We start from the raw sequence: 15,699 nt of genomic DNA, 5'->3' as shown, positions 1-15,699 counted from the left end.
TAGGGTAAAGGATTTGTATTTACAAACCTTTTATATCTGAGGAGGATTCAGAAATATGGATTTCAAGCAACATATCGCAATTGTACCGGATTATCCGAAAGAAGGTATTGTGTTTAAAGACATTACACCTTTAATGAACGACGGTAAAGCATACAAAGCAGCAACAGATGCAATCGTTGAGTATGCAAAAGAAAGAGATATCGATGTTGTAGTAGGACCAGAAGCTCGTGGTTTTATTATCGGTTGCCCAGTTTCTTATGCATTAGAAGTAGGATTTGCGCCAGTTCGTAAATTAGGAAAATTACCACGTGAAGTAATTACAGTTGACTACGGCAAAGAATATGGTACAGATGTTTTAACAATCCATAAAGATGCAATTAAACCAGGTCAACGCGTATTAATTACTGATGATCTATTAGCTACAGGTGGAACAATTGAAGCAACAATTAAGCTAGTTGAAGAACTTGGCGGAGTTGTAGCAGGGATTGCATTCTTAGTAGAGCTTACTTACTTAGATGGTCGTAAAATGTTAGATGGTTACGATGTATTAGTATTAGAAAAATACTAATCACTATATAGGTAAAACTACGGTGATAAAAAGTACCCGTGAATCTCTTGGAGAGGAGCGGGTACTTTTGTATAATTGAACAAAAAAATAAGGTGAAATGTCAGTAAAATCTTTTCCTTTTCACAATTCACAATCATTGGGTTATAATGATAGAATATAATTTATTCTATTTAATAAATACAAAGTCAATTTTCAATAAAAGGTGATTCGATGGCAAATGAGCAAGTACTAACAGCTGAACAGGTACTCGAGAAAGCAAGTCAATATTTAGCGGTTGAAGATATTGAGCTAGTGGCACGTGCTTATGAATATGCACGCGATGCACATAGCGAACAATATAGAAAATCGGGTGAACCATATATTATTCACCCAATTCAAGTTGCAGGTATTTTAGTTGATTTACACATGGATCCAGCTACAGTATCGGCAGGTTTCTTACATGATGTAGTGGAAGATACAGAGATTACATTAGAAGATATTGAGCGAGAATTTAATAAAGAAATCGCTATGCTTGTCGATGGTGTTACAAAGCTCGGAAAGATTAAATATAAATCTCATGAGCAGCAACAAGCAGAAAACCATCGCAAAATGTTTATCGCAATGGCTCAAGATATTCGAGTTATTTTAATTAAACTAGCTGATCGTCTTCATAACATGCGTACATTGAAACATTTGCCTCAAGAGAAGCAGCGTCGCATTGCGAATGAAACGTTAGAAATCTTTGCACCTTTAGCACATAGACTCGGAATTAGTACTATTAAATGGGAGTTAGAGGATACGTCACTTCGCTATTTAAATCCGCAACAATATTATCGTATTGTAAATTTAATGAAGCGTAAACGTGCAGAGCGTGAAGAATATTTAGATGAAGTAATGACTGGTATTCGTGAGAAATTAAAAGAAGTTTCCATTCAACCTGAGATTTCTGGAAGACCAAAACATATTTACAGTATTTATCGTAAAATGGCATTGCAAAATAAACAGTTTAATGAAATTTACGATTTACTAGCTGTACGTGTCGTTGTAAATAGTATTAAAGATTGTTACGCGGTGCTTGGAATTATTCATACTTGCTGGAAGCCAATGCCAGGTCGTTTCAAAGATTATATTGCAATGCCGAAAGCAAATCTATATCAATCTCTTCATACGACGGTAATTGGACCGAAAGGTGATCCGCTAGAAGTGCAAATTCGTACGAAAGAAATGCACGAAATTGCAGAATTCGGTATCGCGGCACATTGGGCGTATAAAGAAGGAAAGACCGCAGAAACAACAGGTACATTAGAGAAGAAACTAACTTGGTTCCGTCAAATATTAGAATGGCAAAATGAAGCTTCTAATGCAGAAGAGTTTATGGAGTCATTAAAAATTGATTTATTCTCTGACATGGTATTCGTCTTCACACCGAAAGGCGATGTAATGGAATTACCACTTGGATCTGTTCCAATTGACTTTTCTTATCGTGTCCATTCAGAAATCGGGAATAAAACAATTGGTGCAAAAGTAAATGGGAAAATGGTGACCCTTGATTATAAATTAAAAACGGGTGACATCATTGAAATTTTAACATCGAAACATTCGTATGGCCCAAGCCAAGATTGGGTGAAACTTGCTCAAACATCTCATGCGAAAAATAAAATACGTCAATTCTTTAAGAAACAGCGTAGAGACGAAAATATTGAAAAAGGCCGTGAACTTGTTGAAAAAGAAGTACGTGGTCTAGAGTATGAGATGAAAGAAGTGTTAGCTCCTGACAATTTAAAACGTGTTGCCGAGAAGTTTAATTTTGCAAATGAAGAAGATATGTTTGCAGCAGTTGGATATAGCGGAATTACAGCGTCGCAAATTGTTACGCGACTAACGGACAAGTTCCGTAAGCAGCGTGAAGAAGAAGAAATTGTTGAAGTTAAAGAAGTTCGTAAACCGATGAAAATTCGAAAATGGGATTCTGGTGTAAAGGTAAGTGGTGCTGACAATTTATTAATTCGTTTGTCAAAATGCTGTAACCCAGTTCCAGGTGATGATATCGTTGGGTATATTACGAAAGGTCGGGGCGTATCGATTCACCGTCGTGATTGTGTAAATATTCATACAGAAGAAGCTGTAGAGCGCTTATTAGAAGTAGAGTGGGAAGGTAGCCCTGAAAAAGAAATTGAATACAACGTTGATATCGAAATTTCAGGCTATGATCGCCGTGGTTTATTAAATGAAGTATTGCAAGCTGTTACAGAGACGAAAACATACATTTCAGCTGTTTCTGGTAGAAGTGATCGTAATAAGATGGCAACAATTAATATGTCGATCTCGATTCGTAACTTACAACACTTGAAAAAAGTAGTAGAACGCATTAAACGTGTTCCTGAAATTTATGCAGTACGACGCATGATGCATTAATAGGGAGTGTAGAAAAGATGAGAGTTGTTTTACAACGATCAAAAGAGGCGTCTGTCACAGTAGATGGTGAGATTGTAGGACAAATTCCATTCGGTTTAACATTACTAGTTGGCATTACGCATGAAGATACTGAAAAAGATGCAACGTACATTGCGGAAAAAATCGCGAACTTACGCATCTTTGAAGATGAGAGCGGAAAGATGAACCATTCTGTACTCGATGTAGAAGGACAAGTTCTATCAATTTCGCAATTCACATTATATGGCGATTGCCGCAAGGGAAGACGTCCAAACTTTATGGATGCTGCGAAACCTGACTATGCAGAGCATTTATACGATTTCTTTAATGAAGAAGTTCGTAAACAAGGATTGCATGTAGAAACAGGGAAGTTCGGTGCAATGATGGACGTTTCTTTAATCAATGATGGTCCGGTGACCTTAATTGTAGAAAGTAAATAGTATGGCCTAAGAAGAGAGGATTATATAATCCTCTCTTTTTTATACTTTGTTGTATGTTTTGTTCATTTATCCCGCTATTTGTGGGCAGTAAGAACCCCACCTCAAAATTCAGCGGAAGCAAAGAAGTTAGGGGGCGGGCTGCCCGTAAAAGCCCGATTGGTGAGGGCTGATAATCAGTGGGGGATGAACAAAACCCCCACTGATTAAAGTTTCACTTTATCATAGGATTAATTCGAAGGGGAATAAAAGGAAAAGAAGGTGTAGCATGCTTCAAGAATTCAATATAACTTTACGTTTTATGCTAGAGTTATGTGTTCTTGGGATTGTTGGATACTGGGGATTTCGGGTAGGAACAATAACGGCTATAAAAATTACACTTGCTATTATTTTTTCGATTGTTGTTGCAGTCATTTGGGAGCTATTTGGAGCTCCGCATGCAGAATGAGAAGTACAAGGTATATTGCATGTATTGTTAGAGATTATCATGTTTGAAGCGGATGTTGCAGCGTTGTATCATTTGAAGCATCCTATGCTGGCGAGTGGATTGGTAACTATTATTGTTATAAATCGAATGCTGATGTTGATTTGGAATCAATAGCTTGTGTTATCCATTATATAGTATAATGTGAAAAATGGTAAAAACATTCGGATGTATGTGTGAAAAGGGGAGATAGTATATGAATTGGTCAATCTTTAAAGATTTGAAATTTTCATTGCGATTTAGCTTAGCTATTTTTTTACATGCATTAGGAGTTACTTTCGCAGTGCTAAGTTACAGTACTTGGGCAGTATTTGTAATAGCAGCAATGGTTGTAACAACCTTTATGATTCAAAGAGCGGATTATTTATATAAAAGTGGTATGGAATAACGTTATTCGTTTATACGTATAACTACCTCATCAATATGGAACAATAAAAAGTAAAACATCCATATTGAATGTGAGGGATATACGTATGCGTATGAATGAAAAAGGGCATTCTGTTACAAACGGTGCAAATCAACTGTTTAACGTGAATTTTCATGATTTTATTTCAAAAGAACAAAACAATACTTCGATGGAGCTTGCTTCTGAGTTTGGAATTTCTCTTCAAGATGTAAAGCGTCTTAAGAAGCAGATTGAACGCTCTTAGAACACTTGACAATCGTACTCAACAAACGTATAGTAATTTTATATTTACATATGAATATAACCGTTGATAGAGAAGAGTAAATGAGATACACATGGAAAGAGAAGAGATGTCTTAGGCTGAAAACATTTCTACATGATGACTGATTGAATGACACTCTAGAGGTTTCAACTTGAACGGCATATATGCTTAGTAGGGATGAACGCACATTTAAGCGTTATTAAAAAAGTGGAAGCATACGTGCTTCAATTAGGGTGGCACCACGGGTATAATACTCTCGTCCCTACTGTTCAAACAGTAGAGGCGGGAGTTTTTTTATTTTTATTAAGATTAAAACAATTTGAGGAGGAACTGAATATGTCTATTCAAATCCCACGCGGAACGCAAGATATTCTTCCAGGCACTGTTGAGTTATGGCAGTATATCGAAGGGCAAGCACGCGAAATTTGCCGTCGTTACAATTATAAAGAAATTCGCACACCAATTTTTGAACACACTGAGTTATTTTTACGTGGTGTTGGTGATACGACAGATATCGTACAAAAAGAAATGTATTCATTCCAAGATCGTGGTGAGCGCAGTTTAACATTACGTCCAGAAGGTACTGCACCTGTTGTACGTTCTTACGTTGAAAACAAAATGTTCGGTGACGCAACGCAACCAACAAAGTTATACTATATCGGTCAAATGTTCCGTTACGAAAGACCACAAGCAGGTCGCTATCGTCAATTCGTACAATTCGGTATTGAAGCAATCGGTAGTAACGACCCTGCAATTGATGCAGAAGTAATTGCACTTGCTGTAGAGTTTTACCGCGGCATGGGCTTAAAAAATATTAAAGTTGTATTAAACAGCTTAGGTGATGCAGCGAGCCGTCAAGCGCACCGCGATGCATTAATCGCTCATTTTGAGCCACGCATCGGCGAGTTCTGCTCTGATTGCCAATCTCGCTTAGAAAAGAATCCACTTCGTATTTTAGACTGTAAGAAGGACCGTAACCATGAATTAATGGGTACAGCACCATCTATTACAGAATACTTAAACGAAGATTCAGCAGTATACTACGATAAAGTTCAAGAACTATTAACGATGATGGATGTTCCATTTGAAAAAGATCCAAACTTAGTGCGTGGTTTAGACTACTATCAACACACTGTTTTTGAAATTATGAGTGAGGCAGAAGGTTTCGGTGCTATCACTACATTAAGCGGTGGTGGCCGTTATAATGGACTTGTACAAGAAATCGGTGGACCAGAAATGCCAGGTATCGGTTTTGCGATGAGTATTGAACGTCTAATTATGGCGCTAAAAGCTGAGAACATTGAGTTACCAATTGAACATAGTATTGATTGTTACGTTGTAGCTCTTGGTGAAAAAGCGAAAGACCATGCTGCGAAAGTTGCGTTTGATCTTCGTAAAGCTGGATTATCAGTCGAAAAAGATTATTTAGATCGCAAAATGAAAGCACAATTTAAATCAGCAGATCGTTTAAATGCGAAATTTGTAGCTGTATTAGGGGAAGATGAGCTAGATAAAGGCATCATTAACTTAAAAGATATGGCAACAGGCGGACAAGAAGAAGTAGCATTAGATGTATTTGCTTCATACGTAGCAGAGAAATTAATATAGGGGGAACTTACAGTGGCTGAAAGAACACATGCATGTGGAAAAGTAACAGTAGAAGCTGTTGGACAAACAGTTCAATTAAAAGGTTGGGTACAAAAACGTCGTGACTTAGGTGGATTAATCTTCATCGATTTACGTGACCGTACAGGTATCGTGCAAGTCGTATTTAACCCAGAAACATCAAAAGAAGCACTAGAAGTAGCAGAAACGATTCGTAGTGAATACGTATTGCACGTAGAAGGTACAGTTGTTGAACGTGGTGAAGGCGCAATTAATGACAATATGGCAACTGGTCGTATTGAAGTACAAGCAACGAGAGTAAACGTATTAAACGCAGCGAAAACAACACCAATCATTATCGCTGATGATACAGATGCATCAGAAGATGTGCGTTTAAAATATCGTTACTTAGACTTACGTCGTCCTGTAATGTTTAACACATTCAAAATGCGTCACGACGTAACGAAAACAATTCGTAACTTCCTAGATACAGAAGACTTCTTAGAAGTTGAAACTCCAATTTTAACGAAGAGCACACCAGAAGGAGCTCGTGACTATTTAGTACCAAGCCGTGTACACGACGGTGAATTCTATGCATTACCACAGTCACCACAATTATTTAAACAACTTCTTATGGTCGGCGGATTTGAGCGTTACTATCAAGTAGCACGTTGTTTCCGTGACGAAGATTTACGTGCGGATCGTCAACCAGAATTCACGCAAATCGATATCGAAGCTTCATTCTTAACGCAAGATGAAATTTTAGATATGATGGAGCGTATGATGACGAAAGTTATGAAGGATGCAAAAGGTGTAGAAGTTAGTGCACCATTCCCTCGTATGAAATATGCTGATGCAATGGCTCGCTACGGTTCTGATAAGCCAGATACACGCTTTGAAATGGAACTAACAGACCTATCTGAATTTGCAGCAGATTGTGGATTTAAAGTATTTACAAGTGCTGTAGAAAGCGGCGGACAAGTAAAAGCAATTAATGCAAAAGGTGCCGCAAGCAAATACTCTCGTAAAGACATTGATGCATTAACTGAATTCGTAAAAGTATACGGTGCAAAAGGTCTAGCTTGGCTTAAAGTGGAAGAAGACGGCTTAAAAGGACCGATTGCGAAATTCTTCGGCGAAGAAGATGCAAAAGCGTTAATGAGTACATTAGAAGCTACTGCTGGCGATTTATTACTATTCGTAGCAGATAAGAAAAGCGTTGTTGCAGATAGCTTAGGTGCACTTCGTTTACGTTTAGGTAAAGAGCTTGAGTTAATAGATGAAAGTAAATTTAACTTCCTATGGGTAACTGATTGGCCACTTCTTGAGTACGATGAAGATGCAGATCGTTACTTCGCAGCTCACCACCCATTCACAATGCCATTCCGTGAAGACGTTGAGCTATTAGAAACAGCACCAGAAAAAGCACGTGCACAAGCATATGACCTTGTATTAAACGGTTATGAGCTTGGTGGCGGATCACTTCGTATTTACGAGCGTGACGTACAAGAAAAAATGTTTAAAGCGCTTGGATTCTCACAAGAAGAAGCGCAAGAACAATTCGGATTCTTATTAGAAGCATTCGAATACGGTACACCACCACACGGCGGAATTGCATTAGGTTTAGACCGTCTTGTTATGTTACTTGCAGGTCGTACGAACCTTCGTGATACAATTGCATTCCCGAAAACAGCAAGCGCAAGCTGCTTATTAACAGAAGCTCCAAGCCCAGTTGCAGAAGCTCAGCTTGAAGAACTGAACTTAAAATTAAGCTTGAAAGAAGAGAAGTAAGAATAGGGTCTAGATGGTTATACTATAGCCGTCTAGACTTTTTTTGAGAGGAAGTTTAAAAAGTCCGGTTTAGATAACTGTCGCATTTCGTCGTTGCTTCGCCAGTCCGGTGCTCGAGTAGTAAAGCTACACTGCGCTCCTCCTAGCATACGTGCCTCGATCTGCTCGGTTCTCTAAATCCTCCTTTTTAAACGTATATTGAGAGGAAGTTTAAAAAAGTTCGGTTCAGATGGCAGTCGCATTTCGTCGTTGCTTCGCCAGTCCGGTGCTCGAGTAGTAAAGCTACACTGCGCTCTTCCTAGCATACGTGCCTCGATCTGCTCGGCCCTCTGAATCCTCCTTTTAAAACGTGTATGTAGGAAGAAATAAAAGTCCGGTTTATATTATGTTTTTGTTTGAAATATGTATTTTTAGGAATTCTATAACTTTTTCTATACAAATAGTCGGAAAAACGCTAGAATACATGGTAGACCATTTTTGTAATAGGAGTGTAGAGCTGAATGTTACATCAATTTTCACGTAATGAATTAGCCTTCGGTAAAGAAGGACTTGAAATATTAAAAAATAGTACAATCGGTATTTTAGGAATTGGCGGCGTAGGATCATTTTCAGCTGAAGCGTTAGCGCGTTCTGGTGTAGGACGTCTCGTATTAGTTGATAAAGACGTTGTAGATATTACAAACGTAAACCGTCAAATTCACGCTTTAGTATCTACTGTAGGGCGTTCAAAAGTAGAATTAATGAAAGAGCGTATTGCAGACATTAATCCGGAATGTGAAGTAATTGGATTAGAAATGTTTTATACAGATGAAACATATGAAGAGTTCTTTAAACACGGTTTAGATTTCGTAGTGGATGCATCTGATACGATTACGTTCAAAATCCATTTAATTAAACAATGTTTACGTCGTAAAATTAAAATTATCTCATGTATGGGTGCAGCAAATAAAATGGACCCAACTCGTTTCCGTATTGCGGACATTTCTAAAACACATACAGATCCGATTGCGAAAGTAATTCGTACGAAGCTTCGTAAAGAGGGTATTAAAAAAGGTGTAAAAGTTGTCTTCTCTGACGAAAACCCAATCGTAATTCGTGAAGAAGTACGTAAAGAAATCGCACCAGACGAAAATGCAAAAATTCGTAAGGCGAAATTACCACCTTCTTCAAATGCATTCGTACCATCTGTGGCAGGCTTAATTATGGCAAGTCACGTTGTACGTGAGCGTATTAAAAACGTAGAAGTGAAGCGTGTAGGGCAAGAATAAAAGGAAAGCATATATCCATTTCGGATATATGCTTTTTCTATGTTTTAAAGAATTATTGATATTTGCAATATTAATAATTCAAATGTAAGTAAGGTTAGTAAGTAATGATGATATTTATCTGATTTATAGGCGGATGTCTTTTTTAGACTGTTAATGGTGAAGAGAGCTAAAGTCAGGACGAGAAGGCCAAGAGTTATTTTGAAAATTATTAATGAAATAGCAACCATATCCCTTTAAAGGGGTATGGTTATAATGACATTTAAATAAAAATTATCTAATATATTTTGGGAGTTTCCTTGTATGACAGGGAGAAATATTATTGTCAATTTTTGTCGTTAAATCGATATTCTTTTTCGAATCGTTGATATATTGCAAGTTGTGATAGATATATTTGAAAAATCGTTGATATATTGCAAGTTACGATAGATATATTCGAAAAATCGTTGATATAATTTCATTTACCGATATATCTATATACGGTTCACCGAAAACAAACAAGGATGTCACTTAATCAAAAAAGTGACATCCCTGTTTTTAATTCTCTGCAGAATAAATAATATCTAAATTCCCGTTTTGATCGGTTTTGAAAATGGGAGCAATCTGTTCTTCTTGTTCTTCAACTGAAACAAGTTTTCGAGCACGATCCATAATTCTAACAAGCATTGCATAATCTTCTTCGATTGCTTGTTGTTTTTTTGTGAGTACCGCTAATTTTGCTTCAAGTTCATGATTCGTTTTTTGCAAGGAAGTAAGCTGATCTTGTAATACCTCATTTTCAGTTTGCAACTTTGCGGTTGAAGGGTTATTATGTTCCATGTTTTGCAAAAATGAGATGACATTTTGCATTGTAAGTTCCTGTTGACTTGGCGTGATATTTTCTGAAAACTCGGCATCGATTACGAGTTGCCGAGTTTGTGTAAACTGCTCTTTTTCTATTTTTGCTTCAGAACGTTTTAATTCTTTACGTTGTTTTTTTGCAATCTGTACCGCATCTTCGTAATTCGCTCGTACTTCAGCATTCCATCTAAAACCGCAAGCTGCTGAAGTGCGGTTCAAAGCATCGCCAACTTCATCGAATGCTTTGATTTGTGTACTGCCGCTACGAATATGTCGTAAAACAGTTTCTGCTAAAAGGAGATCGTCTTCTCTTGTCCATGCATCTTGACGTGTTTTCATAAGCGAAGCCTCCGTAATGGTGACGTTTTCGTTTATGTTACCCTTTATTTTTCGTTTTATTCGAACTTTGTAATCTTTCATAAACAGTAGAAAGTGCTTGCTCAAATTTCCCTGTTGTTTTCGGTTTATAATATTGCTTGTTTTTTATTTTATCAGGTAAGTATTGTTGGTGTACCCAGCCATTTGGATGGTCATGTGGATATAAGTATCCAATGCCTCGACCTAACGATTCAGCGCCTTTATAGTGACTGTCTTTTAAATGACCTGGAATGTCACCTGTTTGACCGTTACGTAAATCGTGCAATGCAGCATCAAGTGCTTTATAAGCTGAATTTGATTTTGGTGATAAGCATAGCTCGATAACGGCATTTGCAAGTGGTATGCGTGCCTCTGGGAATCCAACTCGTTCAGCTGACTCGATCGCTGCAAGTGTGCGCGGTCCAGCTTGCGGGCTAGCAAGTCCGATATCTTCATATGCCATAATAAGAAGGCGTCTACCGATACTTTGTAAATCACCTGCTTCAATAAGGCGTGCTAAATAATGAAGTGCTGCATTTACATCACTTCCGCGCACTGATTTTTGAAATGCCGATAATACGTCATAATGAGCATCTCCACCTTTGTCATGAACGAAACTCTTTTTTTGTAAGCATTCTTCTGCGATTTCTAGCGTGATTTCCGCAGCTTTGTCGTCAGTTGTAAAGCTAGATAAAACAGCTAATTCAAGTGCATTATAAGCTGAACGCATATCTCCGCCTGATGCATTTGCAAAGTGATGTAATGCTCCATCCGTAACAGTTACATCATATTCCCCAAGCCCTTTTTCTTTATCTTCAAGAGCTCGTTTTAAACCAATTAAAATATCATCTTCTGTTAGTGCGTGTAACTCGAAGATTTGACATCTGCTTCGGATAGCAGAGTTTATCGCATGGAATGGATTACTCGTCGTTGCACCGATTAAAGTAAGGAGTCCACTTTCTAAATGAGGTAATAGAAAGTCTTGTTTCGCCTTATCTAACCTGTGAACTTCATCTAAAATTAAAACGAGGTGTTGATGCATCTTCGCTTCTTGTACGACAACTTCCATATCTTTTTTATTGTGAGTAACAGCATTTAATAGGCGAAACGGTGTTCCAGTACTTCCCGCAATTGCGCTAGCTATTGATGTTTTTCCTGTACCTGGAGGACCGTATAAAATCATAGATTGAAAATGATTTGCTTGGACCATTCGCCGTAAAATCTTTCCTTCACCAACTAAATGCTGTTGTCCAATAATTTCTTGAATATTTGTAGGGCGCATTCGATGTGCGAGTGGTTGTTTCATTTTTACCGTCTCCCTTACTATATAATCTCATTTTATCGTATCATTTTTTTTAGTGGAATTTGAAATAGGATGCTGTTTTATGGGAAAGATGAATATGAATATTTTCATTTTTCTTTCAATTTTAATAATTTCCGAGTTTTTCAATGTGATTTTATGTTATCATTTTGATACACAAGTTGAAATTTCTTATAATACTATATTATGCTATAATTTCATAGGATTTTAAATTGTGTTCTTTTATAAAGTGAAACTTTAATCAGTGGGGGTTTTGTTTATCCCCTACCTAACTTCTTTGCTCCAGCCGGATTTTGAGGTGGGAGTTTTACTGCCCGCAAATAGCGGGATAAATAAGATATAACCAATAGAAGTGAAAATTTGAAAAGAGGTGCAAAATAGATGAAGATTTCAACAAAAGGCCGCTACGGCTTAACAATTATGATCGATCTTGCAAAAAAGTTTGGTGAAGGTCCGATTTCATTAAAATCAATCGCACAGGCACATGACTTATCGGAACATTACTTAGAACAATTAATTTCACCACTTCGTAACGCTCGTCTTGTAAAGAGTACGCGTGGTGCATATGGCGGATATGTATTATCTGATCAACCGGCTAACATTACAGCTGGGGATGTAATCCGTGTACTAGAGGGTCCAATTAGTGTTGTAGAAATGATAGAAGAAGAAGAACCAGCACAGCGCCAATTATGGATGCGTGTTCGAGATGCGGTGCAAGAAGTGTTAGATAGTACAACTTTAGAAGATTTAGTGCGTTATGAGGAAGAAAATCACGGGGGCTATATGTTTTACATTTAATTCCTTGTGAAACGATTTGGAAAGAAGGAGATTTAATGGAACGCATTTACTTAGATCATGCTGCGACATCTCCGACTCACCCAGAAGTGGTCGAAAAGATGATTCCATATATGACAGAAACATTCGGAAACCCGTCTAGTATTCACTTTTATGGACGTCAAGCGCGCCATGCAGTAGATGAGGCGAGACGCGTGTGTGCAAAAAGCATCCATGCGAACCCGAATGAAATTATATTCACGAGCGGTGGTACAGAAGCTGATAATTTAGCGCTTATAGGTGTAGCACGCGCAAACCGTCATAAAGGTAACCACATTATAACGACGGAAATTGAACATCATGCGATTTTGCATACGTGTGAATTGCTTGAGCGTGAAGGGTTTGAAGTGACATATTTACCTGTCGATGAAACGGGGCGTGTTCAACTTTCTGACATACAAAAGGCATTAACAGAAGAGACAATTCTTGTATCTATTATGTTTGGGAATAATGAAGTAGGGACGATGCAATCGATTGCGGAAATAGGAAAACTGCTAAAAGAGCATCAAGCTTATTTCCATACAGATGCGGTACAAGCTTATGGTTTAGTAGAAATAAATGTGAAAGAGTTTGGGATTGATTTATTATCAATTTCAGCGCACAAAATTAACGGGCCAAAAGGCGTAGGGTTCTTATACGCTAGTGCAAATTTGAAATTTGAACCGTTATTAATAGGCGGAGAGCAAGAAAGAAAACGCCGTGCTGGTACTGAAAATGTACCTAGTATTGTCGGACTTCAACATGCAATTCTTTTAGCTGAAAAAACTCGTGAGCAAAAAAATGCCCAATATGAAGAGTTTAAAGATATAATGGTATCTGTCTTCAAAAATGAAGGCATTACTTTCGAGGTAAACGGAAACTTGGAATATCGCTTACCACATGTGTTGAATATCAGTTTTACAGGAATGAACATTGAACCATTTCTTGTGAACTTAGACTTAGCTGGCATTGCAGTATCAAGTGGTTCTGCTTGTACAGCTGGTTCGATTGATCCATCACATGTATTAGTGGCGATGTTCGGAAAAGACTCCGATCAAATACGTTCATCCGTACGCTTTAGTTTCGGTCTTGGAAATACGAAAGAGCAAATTGAAAAAGCGGCGTACGAAACAGTGAAAATCGTGAAGCGATTAACACAAAATTAGCATGGGAGGTGACATGATGAACAAACTACCTCACGAAACACGCGTTGTCATCGGGATGTCCGGTGGCGTCGATTCATCTGTAGCAGCTCTTTTATTAAAAGAGCAAGGTTATGATGTGATCGGAATTTTTATGAAAAACTGGGATGATACAGATGAGAATGGTGTCTGCACAGCAACAGAAGATTACAATGATGTAATTGAAGTGTGTAACCAAATCGGTATTCCGTATTATGCAGTAAACTTTGAAAAACAATACTGGGACAAAGTATTTACGTACTTCTTAGATGAGTACCGAGCTGGTCGTACACCAAACCCAGATGTAATGTGTAACAAAGAAATTAAATTTAAAGCATTTTTAGAGCATGCAATTGCGCTTGGTGCTGATTATGTAGCGACAGGCCATTATGCACGTGTTGCTTATATGGACGGCGAATATAAAATGCTTCGCGGCGTTGATGACAATAAAGACCAAACGTATTTCTTAAATCAATTAAGCCAAGAGCAATTATCAAAAACAATGTTCCCATTAGGTGAATTAAAGAAACCGCAAATTCGCGAAATGGCGACAGAAGCTGGTTTAGCGACAGCGGCGAAGAAAGATAGTACTGGTATTTGCTTCATTGGCGAGCGTAACTTTAAAGATTTCTTAAGTAACTATTTACCAGCGCAACCAGGTGTGATGCAAACGTTATCTGGTGAAGTGAAAGGAAAACATGACGGTTTAATGTACTATACAATTGGACAACGTCATGGCCTTGGTATTGGTGGTAACGGTGATCCATGGTTCGCTGTTGGGAAAAACTTAAAAGACAACATTTTATATGTTGATCAAGGATTCCATAATGAACTTCTATATGGTGATGAAGTTATCGCTACGAATGTAGGATGGGTAAGTAACAAAGCAAAAGAAACAGAATTTAAATGCACAGCGAAATTCCGCTATCGTCAAGCAGATAATAAAGTAACGGTTCAAATTGTTGATGAAAATACAGTTCGTATTCTTTGTGATGAGCCAATTCGTGCGATTACGCCAGGCCAAGCAGTTGTTTTCTATGATGGAGATGAGTGCTTAGGCGGCGCTACAATTGATGAAGTATATCATAGTGGTAAGAAATTAGATTATTTAGGATAAAACGAGAAGCCTCTGCCGATTAGCGGTTAGAGGTTTCTTTTATATAAAGCGAATTTTCGTTCGCTTGGAAAATACATTCTTTGTTATAATTTGTTGTAGAGGTGAAGGACATGTCAAACAAACTTGAAACAGGTATTCAATATATGCAAGAAGGAAACTGGGAAGAAGCAGCTAAAAATTTTACAGAAGCAATCGAAGAAAATCCGAAAGATGCGCTTGGATATATTAACTTTGCGAATTTATTAGATGTATTAGGTGATAGTGAACGAGCAATTTTATTTTATAAGCGTGCATTAGAGTTAGATGATAAATCTGCGGCTGCTTATTATGGCTTAGGAAACGTATATTACGGTCAAGAGCAATTTGCAGAGGCAAAATCTGTATTTGAACAAGCAATGCAATCGGGCTTACAGTCAGCTGATGTAACATTTATGTTAGGTATTACACATGTGCAACTTGGAAATGATCGTCTTGCATTACCATTTTTACAAAGAGCGACGGAATTAGATGAAGACGATGTAGAAGCTGTTTTCCAATGCGGACTTTGCTTCGCGCGACTAGAACATATTCAAGAGGCAAAACCTTATTTTGAAAAGGTATTAGAAATGGATGAAGAGCATGCAGATGCGTATTATAATTTAGGTGTTGCGTACGTATTTGAAGAAAATAACGAGAAAGCTCTTACTTTATTTAAGAAAGCAACTGAAATTCAGCCAGACCACTTTTTAGCTGGTAATGGTATTCGTTTATTAGAGCAAGAAGCTGAATAAAGTGAAATAATAGTTTAATGCGCAGTTACCCCTCATCTAAAGATTGTGAAAGAGGTGGGGGATGTACTGC

General features: G+C 37.7%; 14 protein-coding genes, 1 pseudogene and 1 other annotated feature. Of the genes and pseudogenes, 13 read left to right on the top strand and 2 right to left on the bottom strand.

From position 1 onward, the window contains the following. The first annotated feature begins 55 nt into the window (after window positions 1–55). From MHB70_RS20650 to MHB70_RS20610, 9 genes and pseudogenes are all read left to right on the top strand, one after another. A complete protein-coding gene (locus MHB70_RS20650; protein ID WP_000346217.1) occupies window positions 56–568 on the top strand; it encodes an adenine phosphoribosyltransferase in 513 nt (170 codons plus the stop codon). A gap of 210 nt (window positions 569–778) precedes the next feature. Then, window positions 779–2,962, top strand: a complete 2,184-nt coding sequence (gene relA / locus MHB70_RS20645) for a GTP diphosphokinase (RefSeq protein ID WP_001262805.1) — start codon at window positions 779–781, stop codon at window positions 2,960–2,962. A gap of 17 nt (window positions 2,963–2,979) precedes the next feature. After that, complete coding sequence (locus MHB70_RS20640) at window positions 2,980–3,420, top strand: D-tyrosyl-tRNA(Tyr) deacylase (protein ID WP_001266954.1); 441 nt, start codon at window positions 2,980–2,982, stop codon at window positions 3,418–3,420. Window positions 3,421–3,685: 265 nt separating this feature from the next. Then, window positions 3,686–4,018, top strand: a pseudogene (locus MHB70_RS20635) (YrdB family protein). Between the two features lie 79 nt (window positions 4,019–4,097). Further along, on the top strand, window positions 4,098–4,289 hold the full coding sequence (locus MHB70_RS20630; RefSeq protein WP_001104578.1) for a hypothetical protein: 192 nt from the start codon (window positions 4,098–4,100) through the stop codon (window positions 4,287–4,289). Between the two features lie 85 nt (window positions 4,290–4,374). Further along, complete coding sequence (locus tag MHB70_RS20625; RefSeq protein WP_001242605.1) at window positions 4,375–4,551, top strand: hypothetical protein; 177 nt, start codon at window positions 4,375–4,377, stop codon at window positions 4,549–4,551. 54 nt (window positions 4,552–4,605) lie between these two features. Continuing rightward, window positions 4,606–4,836 (top strand) — a binding site (T-box leader). 69 nt (window positions 4,837–4,905) lie between these two features. Further along, window positions 4,906–6,177, top strand: a complete 1,272-nt coding sequence (gene hisS / locus MHB70_RS20620; protein ID WP_033657340.1) for a histidine--tRNA ligase — start codon at window positions 4,906–4,908, stop codon at window positions 6,175–6,177. A gap of 12 nt (window positions 6,178–6,189) precedes the next feature. After that, window positions 6,190–7,965 (top strand): aspartate--tRNA ligase, encoded by a 1,776-nt coding sequence (gene aspS, locus MHB70_RS20615; RefSeq protein ID WP_000840918.1) that lies wholly within the window; start codon window positions 6,190–6,192, stop codon window positions 7,963–7,965. A 500-nt stretch (window positions 7,966–8,465) separates the two neighbouring features. Further along, the gene (locus MHB70_RS20610) at window positions 8,466–9,233 is read left to right on the top strand and encodes a tRNA threonylcarbamoyladenosine dehydratase (RefSeq protein WP_061529654.1); all 768 of its coding nucleotides are present in this window, start codon (window positions 8,466–8,468) and stop codon (window positions 9,231–9,233) included. 534 nt (window positions 9,234–9,767) lie between these two features. Here the strand turns inward: MHB70_RS20610 and MHB70_RS20605 are convergent. Both MHB70_RS20605 and MHB70_RS20600 read right to left on the bottom strand, forming a co-directional pair. Further along, window positions 9,768–10,409, bottom strand: coding sequence for an RsfA family transcriptional regulator (locus MHB70_RS20605; protein WP_000857727.1), 642 nt, complete (start codon window positions 10,407–10,409; stop codon window positions 9,768–9,770). A 37-nt stretch (window positions 10,410–10,446) separates the two neighbouring features. Then, on the bottom strand, window positions 10,447–11,733 hold the full coding sequence (locus tag MHB70_RS20600) for a replication-associated recombination protein A (RefSeq protein WP_000812907.1): 1,287 nt from the start codon (window positions 11,731–11,733) through the stop codon (window positions 10,447–10,449). A 396-nt stretch (window positions 11,734–12,129) separates the two neighbouring features. Here MHB70_RS20600 and cymR point away from each other — a divergent pair, with 396 nt between their 5' ends. The 4 genes from cymR to MHB70_RS20580 all read left to right on the top strand — a co-directional run bounded on the left by cymR (window position 12,130) and on the right by MHB70_RS20580 (window position 15,629). After that, window positions 12,130–12,546, top strand: coding sequence for a cysteine metabolism transcriptional regulator CymR (cymR, locus tag MHB70_RS20595; RefSeq protein ID WP_000704116.1), 417 nt, complete (start codon window positions 12,130–12,132; stop codon window positions 12,544–12,546). A 35-nt stretch (window positions 12,547–12,581) separates the two neighbouring features. After that, complete coding sequence (locus MHB70_RS20590) at window positions 12,582–13,727, top strand: cysteine desulfurase family protein (protein ID WP_000439899.1); 1,146 nt, start codon at window positions 12,582–12,584, stop codon at window positions 13,725–13,727. Between the two features lie 16 nt (window positions 13,728–13,743). Beyond that, window positions 13,744–14,859 (top strand): tRNA 2-thiouridine(34) synthase MnmA, encoded by a 1,116-nt coding sequence (gene mnmA / locus MHB70_RS20585; protein WP_001038014.1) that lies wholly within the window; start codon window positions 13,744–13,746, stop codon window positions 14,857–14,859. A 110-nt stretch (window positions 14,860–14,969) separates the two neighbouring features. Then, complete coding sequence (locus MHB70_RS20580; protein WP_000066402.1) at window positions 14,970–15,629, top strand: tetratricopeptide repeat protein; 660 nt, start codon at window positions 14,970–14,972, stop codon at window positions 15,627–15,629. Window positions 15,630–15,699: the final 70 nt, after the last annotated feature.

The organism is Bacillus sp. FSL M7-1020 (assembly GCF_038050415.1).
GTDB classification, from domain to species: domain Bacteria; phylum Bacillota; class Bacilli; order Bacillales; family Bacillaceae_G; genus Bacillus_A; species Bacillus_A toyonensis.
The sequence above is the reverse complement of the archived record's forward strand: the minus strand, read 5'-3'. Positions and strand labels throughout refer to the sequence as shown.

Bases quoted from the DNA above. Each gene is read 5' to 3' on its own strand.
- MHB70_RS20650 (WP_000346217.1), top strand. From the start codon at position 56: ATGGATTTCAAGCAACATATCGCAATTGTACCGGATTATCCGAAAGAA.
- relA (WP_001262805.1), top strand. From the start codon at position 779: ATGGCAAATGAGCAAGTACTAACAGCTGAACAGGTACTCGAGAAAGCA.
- MHB70_RS20640 (WP_001266954.1), top strand. From the start codon at position 2,980: ATGAGAGTTGTTTTACAACGATCAAAAGAGGCGTCTGTCACAGTAGAT.
- MHB70_RS20630 (WP_001104578.1), top strand. From the start codon at position 4,098: ATGAATTGGTCAATCTTTAAAGATTTGAAATTTTCATTGCGATTTAGC.
- MHB70_RS20625 (WP_001242605.1), top strand. From the start codon at position 4,375: ATGCGTATGAATGAAAAAGGGCATTCTGTTACAAACGGTGCAAATCAA.
- hisS (WP_033657340.1), top strand. From the start codon at position 4,906: ATGTCTATTCAAATCCCACGCGGAACGCAAGATATTCTTCCAGGCACT.
- MHB70_RS20610 (WP_061529654.1), top strand. From the start codon at position 8,466: ATGTTACATCAATTTTCACGTAATGAATTAGCCTTCGGTAAAGAAGGA.
- MHB70_RS20605 (WP_000857727.1), bottom strand. From the start codon at position 10,409: ATGAAAACACGTCAAGATGCATGGACAAGAGAAGACGATCTCCTTTTA.
- MHB70_RS20600 (WP_000812907.1), bottom strand. From the start codon at position 11,733: ATGAAACAACCACTCGCACATCGAATGCGCCCTACAAATATTCAAGAA.
- cymR (WP_000704116.1), top strand. From the start codon at position 12,130: ATGAAGATTTCAACAAAAGGCCGCTACGGCTTAACAATTATGATCGAT.
- MHB70_RS20590 (WP_000439899.1), top strand. From the start codon at position 12,582: ATGGAACGCATTTACTTAGATCATGCTGCGACATCTCCGACTCACCCA.
- mnmA (WP_001038014.1), top strand. From the start codon at position 13,744: ATGAACAAACTACCTCACGAAACACGCGTTGTCATCGGGATGTCCGGT.
- MHB70_RS20580 (WP_000066402.1), top strand. From the start codon at position 14,970: ATGTCAAACAAACTTGAAACAGGTATTCAATATATGCAAGAAGGAAAC.